Here is a 20,164-nt window from a genome sequence, read left to right as displayed (position 1 = left end):
ATTTTAAAAATATATAGACATGAATTGTACTGTATTTGATTTCACTGTTTTCGCTGTGTATTTTGACAAGCAACCATTAATTGTAAGGAGAACGTCATGATTAATTTGGTCAGTCACCTTTTTAGTTATTGCCCTGATTACTGCCGTAGAACGCCTTAATTAAGGCATTATCTATCAATTAATACTATAGAGATGGATTTTATGATGACTATCAAAAACACAGCACTGATTTTACTGGCATCTGCTACGTTATTCGCTTGTAGTGGTGATAAACAGGAACCAAAGTCACCTGCGAATGAAGCAGATCGTGCGGCTCAAGAGGCTGAAAATTCTGCCGCCGCGCAGGATGCCAAGGCCATGGCGGAGGATGCCGCTCAACAAACCAAAAAAGCTGCCCAACAGGCTGCCGATGCAGCGGCTGACGCTGCCAATAAAGCCAAGGCTGCGACTGCCGATGCCGTTGCTGATACTGCCGAGGGTGTTGCTGCCAAAGCGCGTGAAGAGCAGCAGGAAGCCAACCAGCAACTGAAGCAATAACCTCTTTTATTAAGGATGCAGATCATGACTGAAGTAGTTATCGCCAACTGGGATGCATTAAAACCGGGAAAGCCAGCCTACGCCTTGGTCGCTAACGTGGATCTGGTGGTTATTCGCTGGTCTGATGAGCAAAAGGTTTCCGTTTTATACGGGCGTTGCCAGCATCGTGGCGCATTATTAGCAGATGGTTATATTGATGGTGATAATCTGATTTGCAGTTTACATGGCTGGGACTACCGCTATAAAGGCGGAGTCAGTGAATATAATAATGAGGAATCATTACATAAATTTAGAGCATGGATTGAAGATAATAAAGTCTGGGTGGATGAAAAAGAAATTGCTAAATGGGAAAAACAAAATCCGCAAGCTTATAATCGTGAGTCTTACCAGGGTTTATACCAGGATATTCACGGCGGTGAAGAAGAAATACAGGTGCAAACCATTAAACAACTTTCCCAAATGAATAAACCCGGTAAACATGATTTCGGCGAAGTCGCCGCAATGGGTGTGCCTGTACAAACCTTACCACGCTGGGACGATATTCAGCTTCTCACCGCCCAGTTACACCGTTTTCCGCTGGAAGATAATGCGGAGGTTGCTACCCAAACCATTATCGGCAAACAGGCCAACTGCCCACTGACACTGGATATTCCCCTGTTTGTCACCGACATGAGTTTCGGTGCGCTGTCGCAGGAAGCCAAATTGGCACTGGCGAGCGGCGCGGAATTGGCCGGAACCGGCATCTGCTCAGGTGAAGGCGGCATGTTGCCGGAAGAGCAGGCCGCTAATTCCCGCTATTTCTACGAATACGCCTCTGGTCGCTTTGGTTTCAGCATGGACAAGGTGAAACGCTGCCAAGCATTCCACTTCAAGCTGGGGCAGGCGACCAAAACCGGCACGGGCGGGTTGCTGCCCGGCAAGAAAGTCACTGCCCGAATTGCTGAAATCCGTGGCGTCAAGGAAGGTGAAGATGTCACATCACCTGCCCGTATTCCCGGTCTGGAAACGCTGGACGATTACCGCCGTTTTGCCGAGGAAGTACGCGAAGCCACCAACGGCATTCCCATCGGCGTCAAGCTGTCAGCCCAGCATATCGAGGCAGACATTGAAGCCGCCCTGAACATGGGCGTGGATTACATCATTCTGGATGGGCGTGGCGGTGGTACGGGCGCTTCTGCCTTGCTGTTCCGTGACCACATTTCAGTGCCAACCCTTCCGGCACTGGCACGCGCCAGACGTTATCTGGATGAGCACGCCAACGGAAAGGTTAGTCTGATCGTGACCGGCGGCCTGCGCACTCCGCCCGATTTCATCAAGGCGTTGGCACTGGGTGCTGACGCCATTGCGCTGGGTAACGCTGCCTTGCAGGCGATTGGCTGTCTGGGAATGCGAGCCTGCCACACCAATAAATGTCCGGTCGGCATCGCCACTCAGGACATCCATTTCCGCCGCCGCTTGCTGGTCGAAAAAAGTGCGGAGCAACTGAACAACTTTTTCCGCGCCTCCACCCATTTGATGCAGGTGATGGCGCGTGCCTGCGGGCACACACATTTACACGATTTTTCCAAACGGGATCTGACCACTTGGAACCGCGACATGGCCTTGCTGACTGGCATCGCTTATGGCGGTTATACAGCGGTCAATCCTTAATCAATCGCAACACAAGGAGTATTACCATGAACTGGGATCAAATTGCAGGCAACTGGACGCAAATGAAAGGCAAGATCAAAGAGCAATATGGCAAGCTGACCGACGACGACATGACCGCCATCGAAGGCAAGGCTGAAGTCCTGATCGGCAAGTTGCAGGAACGCTACGGCATTACCCGTGAAGAAGCCGAGAAAATGGCTAACGACATCAATCTGTAATCTGAAGGAACAGGAGAATAAACATGGATATGAGTAATTACATTTCAGCCAACTGGCATCAAGTCAAAGGCAAAGTACGCGAACAATTCGGCAAACTGACTGACGACGACCTGCTGGAGGTCGCTGGTCGGGTCGAAACGCTGGTCGGCAAATTGCAGGAACGTTACGACATCAGTCTAGAAGAAGCGGAAAAGAGGGTCACGGGTCTGCACCTTGATAAAGACGGCATGGAACTGGAAACCAGCGTACTTTCCACTCAGGATGGTGAAGTCAGTGCAGAGGTCAGCCCTGCCGAGGCAGAAAAAGTGAAACGCGAACAGAAGGAACGTACCGAAAACTACATACATCGGTCATAACCACGAGGAATCGTTATGGGTATCGAAATTGGCGGCCTGTTGGGTCTGATCATCCTCATCGTCGATGTGTGGGCGATCATCAAAGTCGTGCAGAGTGGCGCAGGTACGGGTGCGAAAGTGCTGTGGGTAGTACTGATTCTGGTATTGCCAATCCTGGGGCTGTTGCTCTGGTTCCTGATGGGGCCGAAAGGGTAGTTAAAGAGGAGAACGGTAATGGCAACTGCAAAATCAACTGAAGACAGCAAGTAGCCGGTAAACCATGCAAGCCCGCTGTTCATGCTGGCGCTTTACCAGCTTTTGATCACCCATTGGTCGCCACCCCTGACCCTGTTTGTTATTGGGGTGGCGTGCCTATCACTGGCAGGCGCGGCATTTTTTGCCGGATTGTTGTGGAAGCGTTTGGGCAAGAATCATTTGCCGCCGGGCTTGTTGCCACTGGCCTTGAATTTGTTGAAACGGCTCTAACACTAAAAACGCGAAAGGACTTTTATGCAAACCAGCAGCCTGAAAAACCTGCAATTACCGCTGTGGAGAGTAAGCGACATGAGTATACGAACATTCATGAGCGTACTGCTGCTTGCCCTGTCGCTGTTCAGCACCAACCTGTACGCCGATCAACTGACGGATTTGTTGGGCGGTAAAGCGGCTGAAACAGCAGCGGATACCAGCAAGGTCATTGCGACTGGTAGTTCCGTGCAGGGCGATAAAAAAATACGTGAACGCTTACAAAGCATCTTCGCTGAGCTGGATGCTCTGAAAACCGTCAGCATCAGCGTCAATAATGGCGTTGTCACCTTGGGCGGTGAAGTGGATTCCAGCGCTTCTGAAACCAAAGCCTTGCAGTTTGCCAAGCAAGTAGAAGGCGTGGTGGAGGTTCAAAATGATCTGGTCATCAACCGCAGCATGAGTAAACGCCTGCAAAATACTTGGGACAAGTTGCTGGTCATGGGAAAGCAGACGATTGCTGCCTTGCCGCTGTTCCTGTTGGGTTTGCTGGTGTTCCTGTTGTTTTGGATGCTGGGTGGCTGGATTTCGCGTCGGCAAAACCTGTTTCGGCGCATCAGCCCGAACGCTTTCATTGCCAACCTGCTGGGGCAGATCACTCATCTGGTGTTTATCATGCTCGGGTTGGTATTGGCCTTGAGCCTGTTGGATGCCACCGCTTTGCTGGGTACGATTCTGGGTGCTGCGGGGATCGTCGGTTTGGCGGTTGGTTTTGCCGTGCGCGACACAGTAGAAAACTACATCGCCAGTATTTTGCTGAGTGTGCGTAACCCGTTTGAAGTCAACGATCTGGTCAATATTGATAACTTCGAGGGCAATGTTGCCAGCCTTAATTCCCGTGCCACGGTGCTAATTTCACCGGATGGCAATCATATCCGCATTCCCAACGCTACCGTGTTCAAGGCTATTATCACCAATTTTACCCGCAACCCTGAGCGGCGTTTCCAGTTCGATGTCGGTGTCGATACGGATCAAAATCTACTGACTGCCCAGACACTGGCGATGGAAACCCTGCAAGCCATGCCCGGTGTTATGCCAGAACCCAAGCCAGCGGCGCTGATTGAGGCGCTGGGTGATTCCAACGTACAACTGCGCATTTTCGGCTGGGTTGACCAGCGCCAGAACAACTTTGGTAAGGTGCGTAGCGAAGCTATCCGGGGTGTGAAACAGGCATTCGATCAGGCCGGTATTGTCATGCCCGAACCGATTTACAACCTGCGCATCAATCAGCAGTCGGAAACGCCACCTTCCGCAACGCCGACGAGTGCATCCGTGGAAGACCGCAGCGAAGCACAGGATGTCAGCGCCGATCGCACCATCGAAGACAAAGTGCTGAGTGAACAAACATCCGGTGACTCTGAAAATCTGCTGACACCCAATGCCCCCAAGGAATAGAGGCACATGACCGTTATCGCCCACATATCCGACCTGCATTTCGGTCGCGATTTGCAACCCGTCACCGAGGGACTGCTCGCCAGTCTGGATGCCCTTCAGCCCGACCTGATCATTATCAGCGGCGATTTGACCCAACGCGCCAAAACTTCCGAGTTTGCGGCTGGGCAGGCTTTCCTGCGCCACCTTGAGCAGCCGCGTTTCATTATCCCCGGCAATCACGATCTGGCGGCGTGGAACCTGCTGGAGCGCTTTGCTTACCCGTGGCGCAAGTGGAAGCGGTATGTCGCCACCGATCTGGAGCCGATCATGCAAACCGATGCCTTCATGGCTGTTGGTGTCAACACGGCACGGCGTCTGGGGTTGTCTCTGGACTGGTCACGCGGGCGCATCAACCGCAAACAAATCCGCTATGTTCAGGAGATGTTGCAACATGTACCGGAAGATTGTCTGCGAATTGTGGTGGCACACCACCCGTTCTGGCTGCCGGATTCCAGCCTGAGCCGCAGCCTGATTGGCGGGAGGGAAGCGGCTCTGCAAGGCTTCCACACGGCGGGGGTTGATCTGATTCTAGGCGGGCATGTGCATCTGGCCTACGTACAACCGCTGGAGGGAATGCTGGTTTCCCATGCCGGAACCACGCTTTCCAACCGGCTGGCTCCGGGGCAGCCCAATAGCTTCAACGTGATCCGGGGCGACCGTAATCGGTTGGCGCTGGAGCAGATGGAATGGCGCGGCACGGGTTTTGAGTCCATCCAGCGGCAGTTTTTCCAGCGTACAGCAGGAGGCTGGCAACCCTATGACGAGGTTTGACCGCAAGACAGTGCCGGTTTTCATTAACCCGGAATCCGGCAGCGCCAGCGGTATTATCGACCTGTTACAACAGGATCAGCGCTTGTCAGTACACGCTATGCCTGCTACCGATATGGCGGATGGCCTTCGCAAGGCCATGCAGGAGGGTGCTACCCGCATATTGGTGTCAGGCGGTGACGGTACGCTTGCGCTGGCTGGCGGTGTATTGGCGGGTACGGATATTGCGCTGGGCATCATTCCGGGCGGAACCCTGAACCATTTTGCCAAACGCCTCGGGATCCCCTCTGACCCGCAAGCCGCTATCGAACTGGCACTCACCGGGCAGGCGCAACCTGTGGATGTTGGTTATGTCAACGACCTGCTATTCATTAACACCAGTTCAGTGGGGGCATACGTCCATTTTGTGCGCACCCGCGAACATCTGGAACAGTGGATGAATTATCACCTCGCCAGTTTATTTGCGGGTTTGCGCCGCCTGTTACGTTTGCGCAGTGCCCACCTCCAACTGGATAGCAATACGATCCACTCGCCGCTGGTGTTTGTCGGCGTAGGTGAAAGGGGACTGGCTTTCCCAACCTTGGGGCAGGTGCGTGCTGATGGGCAAAATGGCCTGCACTTACTGGCGGTGCGGACACAAAACCGTCTGGAGACACTCAAGCTGGCTTTCAGTGCCGCCATCTGGGGGCGTGATCCGCTGAACCAATCTCAGACACTGGAAGACTGTATGATAGGTGCTTTGGTGCTGGATTATCGGCGTAAAAAACGCCGCATCCATGTTGCCGTTGACGGTGAGTTGGTGTTTTTAAAACTGCCGCTGCATTACCGTTTCGCGGTGGGGGCGTTATCAGTGATCATCCCGGACACCGCAAGCAAGGAGCAACAAAGCACTTGAACGGGTTAGTTTCCACACCCTTCTCGGTGCTTGACAGGCTGTCTGGTTTCATCAAGGATGAACGCATGATTCCAAGGTGTGAGAAGCGCAATGTTTGATATTTTGATTGTCGGTGGTGGCATGGTCGGCGCAAGCCTTGCGGTTGCGCTTAAACCCCTGAAACTGAAAATCGGCCTGATCGAAGCTTTCAACTTCGGCGTGGCGGAACAGCCCAGTTATGACGACCGTTCCATCGCCTTGTCTTACGGTTCCAGCCGCATTTATCAGGGCATGGGCTTGTGGGAAAAGCTGCGTGCCGGGGTAGAAAGCATCCAGCACATCCACATTTCTGACCGGGGACATTTCGGCGCAACCCGGCTGGAAGCGACGCAAGAAAAGGTTCCCGCCTTGGGGTATGTGGTGGAAAGCCGGGTATTGGGCAAGCTGCTGTACGAAGAACTGACGCAAGACGCCAACATCGAGTTGATCGTTCCGGCGAAAGTGTTTGCGGTGACGCAAGACGCCGACAGCGTGCAGGTAAGTATCGAACGCGATGGCGTGGTGGATAGCGTGCAAACCCGTTTGCTGGTGGTATCTGACGGCGCGAATTCGGCAGTGCGCGACATGCTGGGGATTGCAGCCACCCGCCGTGAGTATCACCAGACGGCACTGATTGCCAATGTCACCACCGCCGAACCTCATCAGCAGCGGGCTTACGAACGTTTTACCCCGAATGGCCCATTGGCCTTATTACCTTTGACCGAAGGCCGCTATTCATTGGTGTGGACACATCGTGATGAGGATGTGGCGGCAACAATGGCGCTGGATGATGCTGCGTTCCTGCGCAAGTTACAGGCTGAGTTTGGCTATCGGCAAGGCGAATTCGTGCGGGTCGGGCAACGTGCCACTTACCCCTTGGTGTTGCAGAAAGCGGTGCGCGAAGTAGCAGGGCGTGCGGTGGTGATCGGCAATTCTTCGCACGCGCTGCACCCGGTGGCGGGGCAGGGCTTGAACCTGGGTTTGCGCGATGTGGCAACCTTGGCGGATTTGCTGGCGGAAGCGGCGCGTCATGGCACTGACCCCGGCGACGCTACTTTGCTGGCAGATTATGAGCAGCGCCGTCAACCCGATTACCAAGCGGTGGTGCAATACACGGACACCTTGGTGCGGATTTTTTCCAATGATTTTGCGCCCTTGGGTCATGCACGGGCAGGGGGCTTGCTGGCGGTGGATCGTGTACCCGCGTTGCGCCACTGGATTACCCAGCAAAGCATGGGCTTACGGCATCGTCAGGCGCGTTTGTCGCGGGGTTTGGGCTTGCAGGTATGATGGATGCGATCGTGGACGGTTTGGCAGACCGTGGCTGGTTGGTCGTGCCGGGCTTGCTGACGCTTGCTCAGGTGCGAGCTTTGCGTGAGCAGGCACAAGCGCAATGGGCGGCTGGGGAGTTCCGCGCGGCAGGCATCGGACGCGGGCAGGGTTTGAATGTCAACGAGTCCATCCGGGGTGATCAAGTGCAATGGCTGGAGCAGGCCGAGTCGGGGGCATTAGCGGACTATCAGGCATTCATGGAAGCCGTGCGGGTAAACCTGAATCGGGCGCTGTATCTGGGCTTGTTCGAGTTTGAAGCGCATTTTGCCGTGTATGCGCCGGGTGCATTCTACCGCGCGCATCTGGATAATTTTCGCGGCACTTCAGCGCGGATTGTGACGGCGATTCTCTACCTGAATGAGGATTGGCAAACGGCCGATGGCGGGCAGTTGCGCCTGTATACCACGGGTGAAGAAGGCGGCGAATATGTCGACCTATTGCCCGAAGCCGGGCAATGGATCTTGTTCGACAGTGCCCGCTTCTGGCATGAAGTGTTGCCTGCCCGTCGCGAACGCTTCAGTTTGACGGGCTGGCTGCGCACCCGTAGTAAAGATTAACTTTTTTTCATAAAAATCCAATCCAGTTTCCAACCTCTCTCCGTAAGTCATAGCAAGTGGTTTAGACGAACCACGTTAATCACCCGATTATCCCTGCTCTTGGAGAATGGCTATGAGAACACATCACACACTGGCACTGGCGACCCTGACACTGGCAGTATCCAGCGCCGTACAAGTACAGGCATCCAGCCACCGCGAAGCACCTTTCATTACCGAAAACCCCAAGGTGGATGCCACTGACTTCTACGCTTTCCGCAGCTATGAAGGGGGGCGCGAAGGCTACGTTACCCTGATTGCCAACTACAACCCGCTGCAAGACCCGTATGGCGGCCCCAACTATTTCAGCCTGTCACCCGATGCGCTGTATGAAATCCACATCGACAACACGGGCGATGCTAAGGAAGACCTGACCTTCCAGTTCCAAGTCACTAATGAGCTGGGCAATGACGGCAAAGGCATTAGCTTGTCGATCGGTGGCAAAGACATTCCTGTCCCGCTCAAGAACATTGGCGCGGTCACCGATACGGATTCCAGCAACCTGAATTTCCGCGAATCCTACAAGCTGACCATGGTTAATGGCGACCGGCGCACCGGCGAAAAGCACGCCGCCGTTAACGCTGCCAACGGTAGCACCACCTTTGCCAAACCGTTTGACAATGTGGGTAACAAAACTTTCAGCACACAGGCTTACGACCAATACGCCCACAGCTTCATCCAGAACGTGCAACTGACTGGCTGCCCGGCTGGGGCGCAAGATGGGCGGGTATTCGTTGGGCAACGTAAAGATCCTTTCGCCGTCAACCTCGGGGAAATCTTTGACTTGGTGAACCTCGACCCGACAGCTTCAGCGGATGCCAAACCAGATGCATTGGCAGATAAAAACGTCACGACCTTTGCCCTCGAAGTGCCCATCGGCTGTTTAACTGGCGGCAACAGCAACGGCATTTTCGGCGCATGGACAACCGCCAGCTTGCCACAGGTTAGCGTGCTTGACCCAACCCCGGACAAGCTCAAAGCCAAAGTCAGCGGCGGCGCTTGGACGCAGGTTTCCCGCCTCGGTATGCCACTGGTCAACGAAGTGGTCATTGGCCTGCCCGACAAGAACCTGTTCAACGCCAGCCAACCCAAGGATGACGCTGCACAATTCCTGAATTACGTCACTAACCCCAGCCTGCCGGTTCTGCTGAATGCGCTGTTTGGCGTGACGGCTCCAACGGTTGAAGGCCGCCCTGACTTGGTGGCCGCTTTCCTGACAGGCTTGAAAGGCGTGAATGCTGACGGTTCAGCCGCAGAAATGCTGCGCCTTAACACCGGCATTGCCCCGACCATGAAAGCTCACCAGAACAACCTTGGCGTAGCCGCTGGCGATTCCGCTGGTTTCCCCAATGGCCGTCGCCCCGGTGATGATGTGGTGGATGCGGAACTGCGCGTTGCGATGGGCTTGCTGTGCCACCTGCCACTGGGTTTGTGTACACCGGAACAAGCACCTAGCGGGACGATTCCTTACACCGACGGCACACCGCAAAACGCGGGTCAGTTTGGTGAAGCCTTTCCTTACCTGACCACGCCTCTGGCTGGTTCACCTAACACAAACTAAGGGAGGCATGTCATGAAAAGCCAATACTGGAAACTCTCCACCAGCACCGTGTTGCTCACGTTATTAACCGCTTGCGGTGGTGGCAGCGGCGGTGGTAATACGACCGATAACGGTGGCGGAACCAGCACCAGCACCTCCGCCAGCCGGGTACAAGCCATCGCCAATGCTTCGATGACCGCGCAAGCAACCGATGTCACCGACCCCGTGGGTCTGCAACAAGACATTACCAGCGTGTTTGGTGCGGCTGACGGCACACCTATCCCGGTCAATACGGGCGATACCGTGCAAACGGTTATCAACCGGGCAGCGGGGCAATAACCATGCAACCGAAACAGATACAACCCTCATCTGTTTCCCCTTTGACAGGGCGGCGTTACGGCGCTGTCCTGTGCTTTTCCCTCCTGTTGGGCTTGCCTGCCACGTTGCAGGCAGCCCCCCATATTCCGGGCAGTGAGAGCGAAGTGCTGGAAGTGTTACCCACCCAGCTACGGGGAAACAACGACCCCATCAGCCGCCTGCGGGCGCAATGGCGTGCCAACCCGCAAGATGTGACGACAGTCGCGGCGCTTTCCCGCCTTTATATCGAAACCGGGCGCGAACAGTCCGACCCGCGTTACTACGGCTACGCCGCCGCACTCTTGCAACCGTGGTGGCAACAAACCGATCCACCCGATGAATTGTTGCTGTTGCGTGCCACCATCCGCCAACATAACCACGAATACGTTGCCGCCACCCAAGACCTTGAGCATTTGGTGAAACGTAATCCTGCCCAGACCCAAGCATGGTTAACCCTTGCCACGGTTCAGTTGGTCAATAAGGAATATGCTGCCGCCCGTCGCAGTTGTTCCGCGCTGGCAACGCACGCTTCAACCTGGTTTGCGACCCTCTGTTACAGCCAGGTCATGAGCCAGAACGGTGAAGCGGAACGTGCTTACCCCCTGCAAATCACGCTATTGCCGTCCTTGGGCAAGGAACAAGTGGAATTACGCCAATGGGTACTCACCTTGCTGGGCGAAACGGCTGCCCGTATCGGTAAAGTGCCTGAAGCTGACCAGCATTTTCAGGCGGCATTAGCCGAACCACGTCGCGACAATTACCTGTTGCGGGTGTACAGCGACTTCCTGATCAGCCAACAACGCCCGTTGGACGTTATTACGCTCTTGCAAGATAAAACCAGCGATGATGCGCTGCTGTTACGCCTCGCCATTGCCAGCCGCGATGCTCGGCAAACGGCTGAAACCGCCCGCTACCAAGCCCTGCTCGAAGCCCGCTACCAAGCTGCCAAGCTGCGCGGTAGTACGCTGCACGCAGAGGATGAAGCCTTGTATGCACGTACCTTTGGAGCAGCAACATGATGATGAAACACCACCTCTATTACTTCTGGGGAATCTGCCTGTTGCTATTGCCACTGGCGGCTTTCGCCCACAAACCCAGCGACAGCTACCTGTTTTTGCAGGATCAGCCGGATGGTAAGACCGGCTTGCGCTGGGATATTGCATTGCGCGATCTGGAACAGGCTATCGGGCTGGACAGCGATGCTGACGGCAAGATTACGTGGGGCGAATTGCAACGCAAACAGGCCGCGCTGGATGCTTACGCCCTCAGCCGTTTGCATCTGCAACAGGGCGGCACGGCCTGCCAGCCCCAGACCACAGGTTTGCAAACCGAAACCCATACCGACGGCGGTTATGCGGTGGTAATGATGAACGCGGGTTGCCCGGCTACTGCCAGTGGAGCCTTGCAGGTGGAATACAGCCTGCTGTTTGATATTGACCCGACGCACCGGGGTATCCTGCTGGATCAGCGGGCAGATTCGGGGGCGGCTTCCTACATTTTTTCCACCGACCACCCCACGCAGGAATTGACTGTGCAAAACAGTGGTTGGTTGTCGGTTTTGCTGACGTATATCCGTGAAGGGGTCTATCACATCTTGATAGGGTTCGACCATTTGCTGTTCATTTCCATGCTGATCCTGCCTGCGGTGCTGGTGTTGAAACAGCGCCAATGGGAACAGGTGGAATCGTTCCGCCCGGCTTTGATGAACCTGCTGAAGGTGATTACGGCGTTCACGGTGGCGCATTCCATTACCTTGTCGCTGGCAGTGTTGGGGGTGGTGGATTTGCCCTCGCGCTTGGTGGAAGCGGCGATTGCGCTGTCGATCATTGTGGTGGCGGTGAATATCCTGTACCCCATCATTACCCATGACCACTGGAAGCTGGCGTTTGTGTTCGGGTTGCTGCACGGTTTTGGTTTTGCCAGTGTGCTGAGGGATCTGCAAATGCCTGCCGGAGCAATGGCGGAAGCGCTGTTCGGCTTCAATATCGGGGTGGAACTGGGGCAATTGCTGCTGGTGTTACTGGTGTTCCCGCTGGCTTACCTGTTGCGCCCGACTCGCTTTTACCGGGTGGGCGTGTTGAACGGGGCGGCGAGTATTACCGTGGTGTTGGCGGGCATGTGGTTTGTGGAGCGGGCGTTTAATACCAAGCTTCTGTGGTCGTGAGGAGTCTAAAAAACGCTTATCTATTCAGGAAAAGCGTAATGTTACGCGGAACAATTCGCCAATTTCCTCAAACGTAATCCGTTCCTGCATTAACTTCAGCATCATGGGAATTCCCCTGCCCAAACCGTCGAAGTAGCGTAGGTTATCGAGGTATTTCATCAGGAAGATATTGCGCGGGGCGGAGTTTCCGTAGCGGATTTTCGTCAGTGTCAGGGTATTAGCGAGCTTACCGGGGGATGTGATTTCAATCCTGTTACTGTAGACATGCACCTGTATTTTGCGCTGGCTGAGGGAGTAATCGCGGTGGGCAACAGCGTTCACCATCGCCTCACGCAAGACTTTGAGCGGAACCAGCACGGTTTCACTGCGGCGAGTGCCTTCAATGACGGATGGGTTTGGCAGGAAAAGCTGGAGTAAGGCTACGGTCTTGTCAATCAGTTCGGGCAGTGTTCCCAGTATTTCCTTCTTGTCCACAAGATCATCTGTAATGTCATTACCTTTGAAAACTGCAAACATGATGGAACTGTGAGGCAGGCGGCGTTGGGGTTGTTTGCCGAACATCAGCAAGCCACCCACCGTTGCCACCTGTTTACCTTCGAGTTCGGTCAGAATGTCGGCATTCAGCAGCAGGCTTTGCTGTTCATCGTCTGGCAGGTCGATGAAAGCGGTGTCGTAGTAGGTGCGGTAGTAATGATCAACCAACCGGAAGTCGATGCCTTCAATGCCCGTATCAGCAACAGGGGCTGTATCGAAATGCACTAATCCCGCTTGCTGAAACAGGCGACTCAATTCCTCTTTGGTTGCGGTGCGGTTGGTTGAGCCGATTCGCAGCCAATACTTGCCATCCAGTGTTTGATAGGGCTTGTCTTTGCCCTTGGGAATGGTCACAACACACACGGTTTTCCCTTCAATAGTGACGTGTGTAACGTCTAGACTCAACGCTGGAATGATGTTGTTACGACTGATATTGGCAATCCATGTGTCCAGATTATCCTCACGAATGCCTGAAATCACCCCATCATCCTCGACGCCGATCAGCAACGTTCCGCCCAAGGTGTTGGCAAAGGCCACGATTTCCCGTGCCACAGAGTCGGGGCGAACGTCAGCCGACTTGAATTCAAGCTGGGCATTTTCGCCTTGGGTGATCAGTTGTTGGATGGCATTAGTCATAATAAGCATGTATTAAATTAAAAGAAAGATTATAGTATATGCATCAATAGGTTAATGAGTTGGTTGATTTTTTAGCAAAGCCCATTTTTCAAAATGGCTTTTGTTTGTTTTTTCATACCACTCAGAACATATGAAGTATTCAGCATCATATGCCTTAATAATAGGTTTGGCCCAATATCTTGAAGGTTTTCCCTCATCAATCGACAGCTTCTTTTTTAATAAAGGCATTTGGATGCCGAATATCTTTTTAGAATATTCGATTGATTCCATTAACTCAACTTCTTCTACTGATATTTTATTTTCTTCAAACATCTGTGTTAAGTTTTTTCGCACCCACTCGCCAATTTTTGTTTTATTTTGCAGTGCATCATTGTTTTTAATGCTGATTTTTGTTGAAAGTTTACTGGAATCATTGTTTTCTGAAAACATTTTATACATTTGTATACTACGCATGAATAACTCTGAAGTATCTGCGATAGAGGATGTGGCATCGAGAACAGGTTGAAGTATTTCTTTATTAAAAGAATTATTTGCAATTAACTTGATGTTGAAATTAAGCTTGTTTTTTCTGAGAATTTTTTCAACCTGAATTAAACAGACATCAAGAGTTTCAATTATATTGTTATTTACTTTTGGGGATGAAAAAACTATATCACCTTCGGAGCAATCGAAGTAACCATAAATACACATCGCTGCTCTTAATAGTTTCTTAACTATTTTCATGATGGTTTCATCTTTAGAACCATAATTAAGCCCGTACTCATGAAAGGCAATATCTACAGCATAAATATTCCTAAGCCCACCTGTATATGAAATACCAATAACATCAATTTCTGCTTGCTTAATCAATTGGCTGAGTGATGTATTTTTCTTATATATTTTATAATCATATTCATGCTTGAAGTAATCATCAGAGTCGCGCATTATTTGCTCGATGACACTTTCATTCATCAACTCCCACGATTCAACTGATGGTTTCCAATTCATTTGTACAAGTTGGCACTTTTTTTCGTGTCTGAGCCATGACAAAATCAGTGACTCTCCAATCTCTATTTTCATAATATGAAGCCCTTTTTGATTTGATTAAGTATTGGCAATATCTGCCTCCAGCTCATCCATCGGCAAATCCAGCATCGGCACGCCATAGCGGTGCAGGTTTAGCAGGAAAGTGACCCGTTCGATACCTGCAAGTTGAGCTGCCATGCCAGATGACAGACGCTTCATTTCAAACAGCTTGATGGCCATTGCCATGCGGGCTTCCTGTGCGAATGCTTCCGGTGTCGTTTGCAAGGCATCGGGGAAATGGGCGGGATATTCTACGTGTATGGAGTTTGACAGCATGGGTGTTCCATCCTTTTTCTATCAATGTTCCTGCATTCTAGCAAAATCTTTCAACGCATCACGGGGCATCTTCAGCATGAATCTGATGAATCGCTCGGCCTTCACCCGTGAAGTGCTGCGGATGGCGATTGCCCTTTATCACCAGCGCAAGCTGGTTGAAAAACAACGTGCTGGCTATCTGCGTCACCCTGTCACCCCCAACGAGTTTTCAGTCTGGGATGATTGACGGGTTTTAACCCATCTCTTTATACACAAATCAGTCCTTCCCCCAATTCACTAGCCATCTGAATCCCATAAATACAGTCCAGCACCCTTGAGTAGCCCAACCAGATACTTTTAGCTCCCGGTTCGCCATCGCATTTTCTGCCCAGAAAGCCCCCCAGTTCTGCCAGATTGCGGATCACTTGATTGAGGGTAGGTATGCCATCGGGCAGTGCTTTTTTGCCGAGCCGGAAGGATACTTTCCATTCCAGCGGGTCAAACACCAGCTCAGCCGGAAGTTCTGGGCAGGTACGCCCCAACCGCATCAGAAACATAATCCGCCAGGCCACCATGATGTAGAGCGCGAGGGCTTTTTCGATGCGCTCTTTAGTGTCCAGTTGCAGTTTTTCGACGCGACAGCCAACTTTCAGGACATCAAAAAACATTTCGATTTCCCAACGCGCCCGATACCAGTCGATGAGTTCACAAGCGGCATCGGCGGTCTCTACACAACGGTTGGTGACTAAACGCCAAATGAGGGGCGATTTTCCGGCGGGTGGGTTGATTTCTTTGGCTTGAACCAAGGTCAATAGCATCGGGTGCTTGCTCTTGGGACGCAGGGTATAACGTAACACCTTGATTTCCTGTACCACTTTGCGGGCTTTTTCACCCTGCTTGCGCGGTTTGGTAAAGGTGATGCGGGTCAACGCCTGTTGTTGCTCAATGGCATCCCACAGTTTGAGGTCATCTCCTAAGGCACGGTTATGTTGCGCCCGTATCAGCAGGTCAGCCGGGTAATCCAAGGCTTGTGCCCGTTTGAGCAAGTCGTAAAAGTCGCTTTCACGGTCGCCCGTATAGATGAGCCGGTGTCCGGGGCAGCGTGCCGCCAGTTCGGCTACCCGTTCATACCCTTCGATCCAGCGACGGCTTTCTTTGATGCTGGGGTTCGCTTGGTCGGCGGCTTTGCTCAAGCCCCGTGACCACATCCACGTATCGGTGATGCCCAACGGCAGGCGTTCCGGGTGATACACAAGGTCGGATGCAGGTACATCCCGCGTTGCTTATCGTAGGATAACCGCCCCAAGCCCTCGGTTTCCTGTCCATTGAAGTCCAATTCGGTGGTGTCTTGAATGCACAGGATAATCTTCGAGTCTTGTTGACGGATTCGGCACTCTGTCGCTTCAAAGTGGGATGCCATCAAAGCATCATGGCTCACCGCCTCATTCCAGAAGAAACGGTACGTCGCCAAGGTACTTGACCAACTCTGGCAAGCCTTGGGGAGGCTGGATTGGGGCGCTTTCAGCATGGCATTGAGAATATGGGCGGCGCGTGTTTCGAGGCGCTTGTCTCCCAAATCAAGATCGGTGAGTTCGCTAGATGACCAGTTCATAGGTGAAAATTGCTTATCTTACATCAGCTTGGGACTTGTGTATAAGGAGATGGTTTTAACCTCAGCCCTGATCGCCCGCTTTTCCCGGTCGACTCAGTTCTTGCGGTAACTGCGTAATCTCGCAAGGGCCGCGATACTGCTCCGGTACATCGCTTGGGCATTCACCGCACGCTTCATTACCCGGCACGGCGAAATCAATCTTGCGGGGGTAGGGCAGATTCAGCCCGTTCATGATGGCGATAAATGCTTCCTGCGAGGTGTTGTTACCCAAGCGTGGGTTGCGGTTTTTTTCCTGTCCGATGGTGGTGATTTGTCTGCCTTCGTAGTCATGCGCCGGGTAAACCAGCGTTTCATTGGGCAAGGTAAAGAATTTCTCGGTAATGCTTTGGTACAGTGTGGCGGGGTCGCCTGACTGGAAATCGGTACGTCCGCAGGCTTCAATCAACAGCGCATCGCCTGAAAACAGGACTTTTTGCATCCCGTTATCCAGCAGGTAGGCATGGTGATGACCCGTGTGCCCCGGTGTAAACAGCGGGTGCAACTCAAGCTGACCCACCCGGAACACGCGGTTTTCCTCAACACCCAAGTCGGCGCAAGCGAGTTTGTCCATCGCTGGAACCACGATTTTACTGCCAGTGTAAGCCCGCAGTTTACGCGCACCGGTCAAGTGGTCGGCGTGCATATGGGTTTCCAGCGTATAGGTCAGCTTCAACCCTAGCTCCTGCAATACCGCCAAGTCGCGCTCCACCGTGTCGATCACCGGGTCAATCAGCACGCACTCGCCCGTGTGTTCACAGGCCAGCAGGTAGGTGTAAGTGCTGGAGTCTTGCTCGAAAAGTTGTTTGAATATCATTTGTTTTCTCCTGTTGCCTAAAGAGGGTTTACGGGATGCTTGTCAGAAATTGCTGAACATCGCCGTAGCTAGGGCTAAGCAACCGCAACGGCGCTGCCAGACTGCCAATAATCTGCACATGATCGACACCGGGATACAGTTTCACCTGCACCGGCACGCCCGCTTGTTGCAAGGCTGTGGCAAAGCGGCGGGTATGCAGCGGGCGTACACGGGTATCCGCTTCGCCATGCAGTAACAATACCGGCGGCATACCGGGGTGAACATTCCTCACCGGCTTCACCACTTGCGGGTCAGCCTTGGGGAAAACAGGGATCACTTCCGGGTCATCCAGCGGCAAATCGTAAGGCCCCGCCAGTGCAATCAAACCTGCCAAGCGTGCAGTAACGCCACGTTCCTGCACGTAGTGTGTATCCGTTGCCAATAGCGCTGCCGTGTGTGCGCCGGAAGAATGTCCCATCAGGATATAACGCTGCAACGGCTTGCCCAGCAAACGTTGGGCATTCACTTCAGTATAGCGGATAGCATCCGCCACATCGTCAATGAAAGCGGGGAAACGCACCTGCGGATACAGGCGGTAATTGGGGATAATGACAGGATAGCCCAACCCGGTCAGTGCTTGCGCAACAAAGGCAAAATCGGCCTTGTCGCCTTCCCGCCATGCCCCGCCGAAGACAAACACAATCGGTGGCTTGTCTGTCGCCGCTTTGGGAAGGTAAATATCCATATCATGGCGTTCACCGCTGGCGTAGGTGGCGTGTTTAAGCGTATAGCCGTCGGTTGGCAGGACAAAATTCAACACATCGGTGGATTTCAAGGTGCTGCACCCGACAGCAGTCAGCAAGATGAAAACGACTATAATGGCAAACCCTGTTTTCAACTTGCATCTCTCCTTAAGCGGGTAACGCACCTTTCAAAAAGGCCAACGCGCCGGTTTCTGTTTTCAGCCTGCCGTGATGCACGCCTTTGGAGGCAAAGTGGTAATCACCGGCTTTCAGGTGTAAATCGCCGAACCACAATTCGCCTTCCAGCATGATGCATTCCTCATCGAAGGGGTGCGGGTGGCCGGGCATTTCAAAACCGGGCGACAGTTTTGCCAAATAGGTCAGCAGGCCGGAATCGCCTTCCCGATGCAAAATCTTGATTTGCGCACCGGGCATGGCTTCAAACCATTCGCCTTCATTGGCGCGGACGGTGGTGAAACCCGGTAAAATACCCGCTTCTTCCTGCGCAATGTTGCTGAGGATGTTATTGCGCATCCGTGCATTTAACTCCGGCGGAAGCTCCACTTCCTCCTGATTCTCTGCCAATAGCAGCAGGATGTCTTCGTCCAGCACAGGCGGGGCGACGCTTGTATTTTCATGATTTGCCATAATATCCCCCTTCTACGAGGTCAGTTTTTGTCAGTGCTGCACGCAAAATGCTTTGGGCGCGGCGCAGGAGAGTCTTCACCGTACCCAATGGCTCGCCGGTGTATTCGGCGATTTCCTGGTGGCTCATGCCACGGTAGAACGCTAATGCAATCATTTGACGTTGCTGTCCATCCAGTAGTTTCAAGGCTTCTGCCAATTCGTTGCCCTGTTCCACACCCAGTGTGTTAGAAAGCGGGTCAAGCGTGGCGGTGTCGGCCACATCGTAATCGTCTTCCAGCGGTATTTGGTTGCGGGTGGCGCTGCCTTCCTTGCGCACAGCGTCGATGGAGCGGCTATGCGCCATCATCAACAACCAGCCCAGTGGGGTGGCGCGTTCGGCGCTGTAGCTGGATGCGTTATGCCACGCTTGCATGAATACATCGCTGACGATTTCTTCCGCCAGTTCCTTATTGGCAGTCACTTTGAGGGCGACGGCAAATACGCGCCTGACGGTTGCATTGTAAAATACCCCCAGCGCTGCCTGATCGCCTCGCTGGATTTTTTCCAGCAAGACGTAGAGTTCACCCTGATCCTGCAACATTTATACTTCTCCACTAAAACAAGTACCTAAATACTAGCATAGAGAAGATCAGGCTCACGATCTCCAGTAGCAATCCTGTAGAAAAAGGCGCTTTCATCAAGCAGTACGTAAGTCAGTGCCCAAGTGGATTTAGCTGATTGCAGAATTTGAGGTGTGGGTAATGCGGATGTTGTTGCGAATGCCGGTCGGCTTGTCGCAGGAAATCTCCTCCAATGTTTGGTATTGGAGGAGGGGTGAAATCACGAAAATTCATCCCATTTCCAGCGATCATCTTTTTTTGCTGGTTTAGGCTTGACAGGAGGGGCTACAGGTATGGGTTTAGGTTTTACGGCTTGCCGTTTTACAGGATTACGCCCGTTGCTCGCCAATTTGCCGTAAGCATTCAATACGCGGCGGGTGTAGACAGCCGTTTCCTGAATCGGGACATTCGCGCCGTAACGGTCAACGCGCCCTTCACCCGCATTGTAGGCGGCGATAGCATGAGGCAGGCTGCCATTGTAACGGTTGAGCAACCAACGTAAATAACGCGTGCCACCGTCAATGTTTTCGGCAGGGTCGAAGCGATCATTCACCCCAAAGCGTTTCGCGGTAGCCGGGATGAGTTGCATCAAACCACCCGCGCCTTTGTTGGATTTGGCCTCATTGCGGAAGCAGCTTTCAGCGGTAATCACGGCTTTGATCAGGGCGGGGTTGACCCGGTATTTGATGGCGGAGTTGGTAATGGCTTCATTGTAAACGTAGGCTTTTTGATGCAGGACGCTTACCTGTTGTTGATCGCACGAGCCTGCAAAACTACAGACCGACACACTTAGCAAAGCAATCGACGCACCGAATTGCTTGGCAAATTTCTTTATTTTCATGGGCAAAATATAATCACTACACTGTAAAACACG

26 protein-coding genes are annotated in these 20,164 nt (G+C 52.9%); 16 read left to right on the top strand and 10 right to left on the bottom strand.

What is annotated here, in order from left to right; translation table 11 throughout:
• Positions 1–201 precede the first annotated feature (201 nt).
• The 15 genes from J9253_RS11690 to J9253_RS11620 all read left to right on the top strand — a co-directional run bounded on the left by J9253_RS11690 (position 202) and on the right by J9253_RS11620 (position 12,366).
• Positions 202–537: a hypothetical protein gene (locus J9253_RS11690; protein WP_210221158.1), complete on the top strand. Its 336-nt coding sequence runs from the start codon at positions 202–204 to the stop codon at positions 535–537.
• Positions 538–561: 24 nt separating this feature from the next.
• A complete protein-coding gene (locus tag J9253_RS11685; RefSeq protein ID WP_210221157.1) occupies positions 562–2,187 on the top strand; it encodes a glutamate synthase-related protein in 1,626 nt (541 codons plus the stop codon).
• Between the two features lie 26 nt (positions 2,188–2,213).
• Positions 2,214–2,405, top strand: a complete 192-nt coding sequence (locus J9253_RS11680) for a CsbD family protein (protein WP_210221156.1) — start codon at positions 2,214–2,216, stop codon at positions 2,403–2,405.
• 23 nt (positions 2,406–2,428) lie between these two features.
• Entirely contained in the window at positions 2,429–2,761 is a 333-nt protein-coding gene (locus tag J9253_RS21340; RefSeq protein ID WP_407701769.1) for a CsbD family protein, read from the top strand.
• Positions 2,762–2,776: 15 nt separating this feature from the next.
• Positions 2,777–2,956, top strand: coding sequence for a PLDc N-terminal domain-containing protein (locus J9253_RS11670; protein ID WP_210221155.1), 180 nt, complete (start codon positions 2,777–2,779; stop codon positions 2,954–2,956).
• A gap of 81 nt (positions 2,957–3,037) precedes the next feature.
• Positions 3,038–3,226, top strand: coding sequence for a hypothetical protein (locus tag J9253_RS11665; protein WP_210221154.1), 189 nt, complete (start codon positions 3,038–3,040; stop codon positions 3,224–3,226).
• Between the two features lie 78 nt (positions 3,227–3,304).
• A complete protein-coding gene (locus J9253_RS11660; RefSeq protein ID WP_210221153.1) occupies positions 3,305–4,660 on the top strand; it encodes a mechanosensitive ion channel domain-containing protein in 1,356 nt (451 codons plus the stop codon).
• Between the two features lie 6 nt (positions 4,661–4,666).
• Positions 4,667–5,470 carry a metallophosphoesterase family protein gene (locus J9253_RS11655; RefSeq protein ID WP_210221152.1) on the top strand — a complete coding sequence of 268 codons (804 nt, stop codon included), beginning with the start codon at positions 4,667–4,669 and terminating at the stop codon, positions 5,468–5,470.
• Positions 5,457–6,362 carry a diacylglycerol/lipid kinase family protein gene (locus J9253_RS11650; protein ID WP_210221151.1) on the top strand — a complete coding sequence of 302 codons (906 nt, stop codon included), beginning with the start codon at positions 5,457–5,459 and terminating at the stop codon, positions 6,360–6,362. The genes J9253_RS11655 and J9253_RS11650 overlap by 14 nt, the downstream gene beginning before the upstream one ends.
• A 90-nt stretch (positions 6,363–6,452) precedes the next feature.
• The gene (gene ubiH, locus J9253_RS11645) at positions 6,453–7,670 is read left to right on the top strand and encodes a 2-octaprenyl-6-methoxyphenyl hydroxylase (protein ID WP_210221150.1); all 1,218 of its coding nucleotides are present in this window, start codon (positions 6,453–6,455) and stop codon (positions 7,668–7,670) included.
• A complete protein-coding gene (locus J9253_RS11640) occupies positions 7,667–8,269 on the top strand; it encodes a 2OG-Fe(II) oxygenase (protein ID WP_210221149.1) in 603 nt (200 codons plus the stop codon). Before ubiH ends, J9253_RS11640 begins: the two co-directional genes overlap by 4 nt.
• Before the next feature lie 112 nt (positions 8,270–8,381).
• Positions 8,382–9,866, top strand: coding sequence for a DUF4331 domain-containing protein (locus J9253_RS11635; protein WP_210221148.1), 1,485 nt, complete (start codon positions 8,382–8,384; stop codon positions 9,864–9,866).
• Between the two features lie 12 nt (positions 9,867–9,878).
• Positions 9,879–10,184, top strand: a complete 306-nt coding sequence (locus J9253_RS11630; protein ID WP_210221147.1) for a hypothetical protein — start codon at positions 9,879–9,881, stop codon at positions 10,182–10,184.
• Positions 10,185–10,186: 2 nt separating this feature from the next.
• Complete coding sequence (locus J9253_RS11625) at positions 10,187–11,221, top strand: tetratricopeptide repeat protein (RefSeq protein WP_210221146.1); 1,035 nt, start codon at positions 10,187–10,189, stop codon at positions 11,219–11,221.
• Positions 11,218–12,366: a HupE/UreJ family protein gene (locus J9253_RS11620; protein WP_210221145.1), complete on the top strand. Its 1,149-nt coding sequence runs from the start codon at positions 11,218–11,220 to the stop codon at positions 12,364–12,366. The genes J9253_RS11625 and J9253_RS11620 overlap by 4 nt, the downstream gene beginning before the upstream one ends.
• Before the next feature lie 24 nt (positions 12,367–12,390).
• Here J9253_RS11620 and J9253_RS11615 read toward each other — a convergent pair whose 3' ends face one another.
• The 3 genes from J9253_RS11615 to J9253_RS11605 are packed head-to-tail and all read right to left on the bottom strand — an operon-like array spanning position 12,391 to position 14,877.
• Entirely contained in the window at positions 12,391–13,536 is a 1,146-nt protein-coding gene (locus J9253_RS11615; protein ID WP_210221144.1) for an RNA-binding domain-containing protein, read from the bottom strand.
• A 51-nt stretch (positions 13,537–13,587) separates the two neighbouring features.
• Positions 13,588–14,595, bottom strand: a complete 1,008-nt coding sequence (locus J9253_RS11610) for a hypothetical protein (protein WP_210221143.1) — start codon at positions 14,593–14,595, stop codon at positions 13,588–13,590.
• 24 nt (positions 14,596–14,619) lie between these two features.
• A complete protein-coding gene (locus tag J9253_RS11605) occupies positions 14,620–14,877 on the bottom strand; it encodes a UPF0175 family protein (RefSeq protein ID WP_210221142.1) in 258 nt (85 codons plus the stop codon).
• A gap of 76 nt (positions 14,878–14,953) precedes the next feature.
• Here J9253_RS11605 and J9253_RS11600 point away from each other — a divergent pair, with 76 nt between their 5' ends.
• A complete protein-coding gene (locus J9253_RS11600; RefSeq protein WP_210221141.1) occupies positions 14,954–15,103 on the top strand; it encodes a hypothetical protein in 150 nt (49 codons plus the stop codon).
• 19 nt (positions 15,104–15,122) lie between these two features.
• Here J9253_RS11600 and J9253_RS11595 read toward each other — a convergent pair whose 3' ends face one another.
• From J9253_RS11595 to J9253_RS11570, 7 genes are all read right to left on the bottom strand, one after another.
• Positions 15,123–16,109 carry an IS4 family transposase gene (locus tag J9253_RS11595; protein ID WP_456121475.1) on the bottom strand — a complete coding sequence of 329 codons (987 nt, stop codon included), beginning with the start codon at positions 16,107–16,109 and terminating at the stop codon, positions 15,123–15,125.
• Positions 16,046–16,468 carry an IS4/Tn5 family transposase DNA-binding protein gene (locus J9253_RS21435; RefSeq protein ID WP_456121474.1) on the bottom strand — a complete coding sequence of 141 codons (423 nt, stop codon included), beginning with the start codon at positions 16,466–16,468 and terminating at the stop codon, positions 16,046–16,048. Before J9253_RS21435 ends, J9253_RS11595 begins: the two co-directional genes overlap by 64 nt.
• A 61-nt stretch (positions 16,469–16,529) precedes the next feature.
• Positions 16,530–17,321 carry an MBL fold metallo-hydrolase gene (locus tag J9253_RS11590; protein ID WP_210221140.1) on the bottom strand — a complete coding sequence of 264 codons (792 nt, stop codon included), beginning with the start codon at positions 17,319–17,321 and terminating at the stop codon, positions 16,530–16,532.
• Between the two features lie 28 nt (positions 17,322–17,349).
• Positions 17,350–18,198: an alpha/beta hydrolase gene (locus J9253_RS11585; protein ID WP_210221139.1), complete on the bottom strand. Its 849-nt coding sequence runs from the start codon at positions 18,196–18,198 to the stop codon at positions 17,350–17,352.
• A 13-nt stretch (positions 18,199–18,211) separates the two neighbouring features.
• Positions 18,212–18,691, bottom strand: coding sequence for a cupin domain-containing protein (locus J9253_RS11580; RefSeq protein ID WP_051543295.1), 480 nt, complete (start codon positions 18,689–18,691; stop codon positions 18,212–18,214).
• Entirely contained in the window at positions 18,678–19,271 is a 594-nt protein-coding gene (locus J9253_RS11575; protein WP_210221138.1) for an RNA polymerase sigma factor, read from the bottom strand. The genes J9253_RS11580 and J9253_RS11575 overlap by 14 nt, the downstream gene beginning before the upstream one ends.
• Before the next feature lie 239 nt (positions 19,272–19,510).
• The gene (locus tag J9253_RS11570; RefSeq protein ID WP_210221137.1) at positions 19,511–20,131 is read right to left on the bottom strand and encodes a lytic transglycosylase domain-containing protein; all 621 of its coding nucleotides are present in this window, start codon (positions 20,129–20,131) and stop codon (positions 19,511–19,513) included.
• Positions 20,132–20,164 lie beyond the last annotated feature (33 nt).

The sequence above is a fragment of the Thiothrix litoralis genome (assembly GCF_017901135.1).
Taxonomy (GTDB): domain Bacteria; phylum Pseudomonadota; class Gammaproteobacteria; order Thiotrichales; family Thiotrichaceae; genus Thiothrix; species Thiothrix litoralis.
The sequence above is the reverse complement of the archived record's forward strand: the minus strand, read 5'-3'. Positions and strand labels throughout refer to the sequence as shown.

Excerpts from the sequence above, each read along its gene's own strand:
- J9253_RS11575 (WP_210221138.1), bottom strand. The coding sequence starts at position 19,271 with ATGTTGCAGGATCAGGGTGAACTCTACGTCTTGCTGGAAAAAATCCAG.
- J9253_RS11600 (WP_210221141.1), top strand. The coding sequence starts at position 14,954 with ATGAATCTGATGAATCGCTCGGCCTTCACCCGTGAAGTGCTGCGGATG.
- J9253_RS11680 (WP_210221156.1), top strand. The coding sequence starts at position 2,214 with ATGAACTGGGATCAAATTGCAGGCAACTGGACGCAAATGAAAGGCAAG.
- J9253_RS11650 (WP_210221151.1), top strand. The coding sequence starts at position 5,457 with ATGACGAGGTTTGACCGCAAGACAGTGCCGGTTTTCATTAACCCGGAA.
- J9253_RS11690 (WP_210221158.1), top strand. The coding sequence starts at position 202 with ATGATGACTATCAAAAACACAGCACTGATTTTACTGGCATCTGCTACG.
- J9253_RS11605 (WP_210221142.1), bottom strand. The coding sequence starts at position 14,877 with ATGCTGTCAAACTCCATACACGTAGAATATCCCGCCCATTTCCCCGAT.
- J9253_RS11660 (WP_210221153.1), top strand. The coding sequence starts at position 3,305 with ATGAGTATACGAACATTCATGAGCGTACTGCTGCTTGCCCTGTCGCTG.
- J9253_RS11625 (WP_210221146.1), top strand. The coding sequence starts at position 10,187 with ATGCAACCGAAACAGATACAACCCTCATCTGTTTCCCCTTTGACAGGG.
- J9253_RS21435 (WP_456121474.1), bottom strand. The coding sequence starts at position 16,468 with ATGAACTGGTCATCTAGCGAACTCACCGATCTTGATTTGGGAGACAAG.
- J9253_RS11630 (WP_210221147.1), top strand. The coding sequence starts at position 9,879 with ATGAAAAGCCAATACTGGAAACTCTCCACCAGCACCGTGTTGCTCACG.
- J9253_RS21340 (WP_407701769.1), top strand. The coding sequence starts at position 2,429 with ATGGATATGAGTAATTACATTTCAGCCAACTGGCATCAAGTCAAAGGC.
- J9253_RS11590 (WP_210221140.1), bottom strand. The coding sequence starts at position 17,321 with ATGATATTCAAACAACTTTTCGAGCAAGACTCCAGCACTTACACCTAC.
- J9253_RS11615 (WP_210221144.1), bottom strand. The coding sequence starts at position 13,536 with ATGACTAATGCCATCCAACAACTGATCACCCAAGGCGAAAATGCCCAG.
- J9253_RS11620 (WP_210221145.1), top strand. The coding sequence starts at position 11,218 with ATGATGATGAAACACCACCTCTATTACTTCTGGGGAATCTGCCTGTTG.
- ubiH (WP_210221150.1), top strand. The coding sequence starts at position 6,453 with ATGTTTGATATTTTGATTGTCGGTGGTGGCATGGTCGGCGCAAGCCTT.
- J9253_RS11655 (WP_210221152.1), top strand. The coding sequence starts at position 4,667 with ATGACCGTTATCGCCCACATATCCGACCTGCATTTCGGTCGCGATTTG.
- J9253_RS11685 (WP_210221157.1), top strand. The coding sequence starts at position 562 with ATGACTGAAGTAGTTATCGCCAACTGGGATGCATTAAAACCGGGAAAG.
- J9253_RS11665 (WP_210221154.1), top strand. The coding sequence starts at position 3,038 with ATGCTGGCGCTTTACCAGCTTTTGATCACCCATTGGTCGCCACCCCTG.
- J9253_RS11635 (WP_210221148.1), top strand. The coding sequence starts at position 8,382 with ATGAGAACACATCACACACTGGCACTGGCGACCCTGACACTGGCAGTA.
- J9253_RS11580 (WP_051543295.1), bottom strand. The coding sequence starts at position 18,691 with ATGGCAAATCATGAAAATACAAGCGTCGCCCCGCCTGTGCTGGACGAA.
- J9253_RS11610 (WP_210221143.1), bottom strand. The coding sequence starts at position 14,595 with ATGAAAATAGAGATTGGAGAGTCACTGATTTTGTCATGGCTCAGACAC.
- J9253_RS11570 (WP_210221137.1), bottom strand. The coding sequence starts at position 20,131 with ATGAAAATAAAGAAATTTGCCAAGCAATTCGGTGCGTCGATTGCTTTG.
- J9253_RS11640 (WP_210221149.1), top strand. The coding sequence starts at position 7,667 with ATGATGGATGCGATCGTGGACGGTTTGGCAGACCGTGGCTGGTTGGTC.
- J9253_RS11670 (WP_210221155.1), top strand. The coding sequence starts at position 2,777 with ATGGGTATCGAAATTGGCGGCCTGTTGGGTCTGATCATCCTCATCGTC.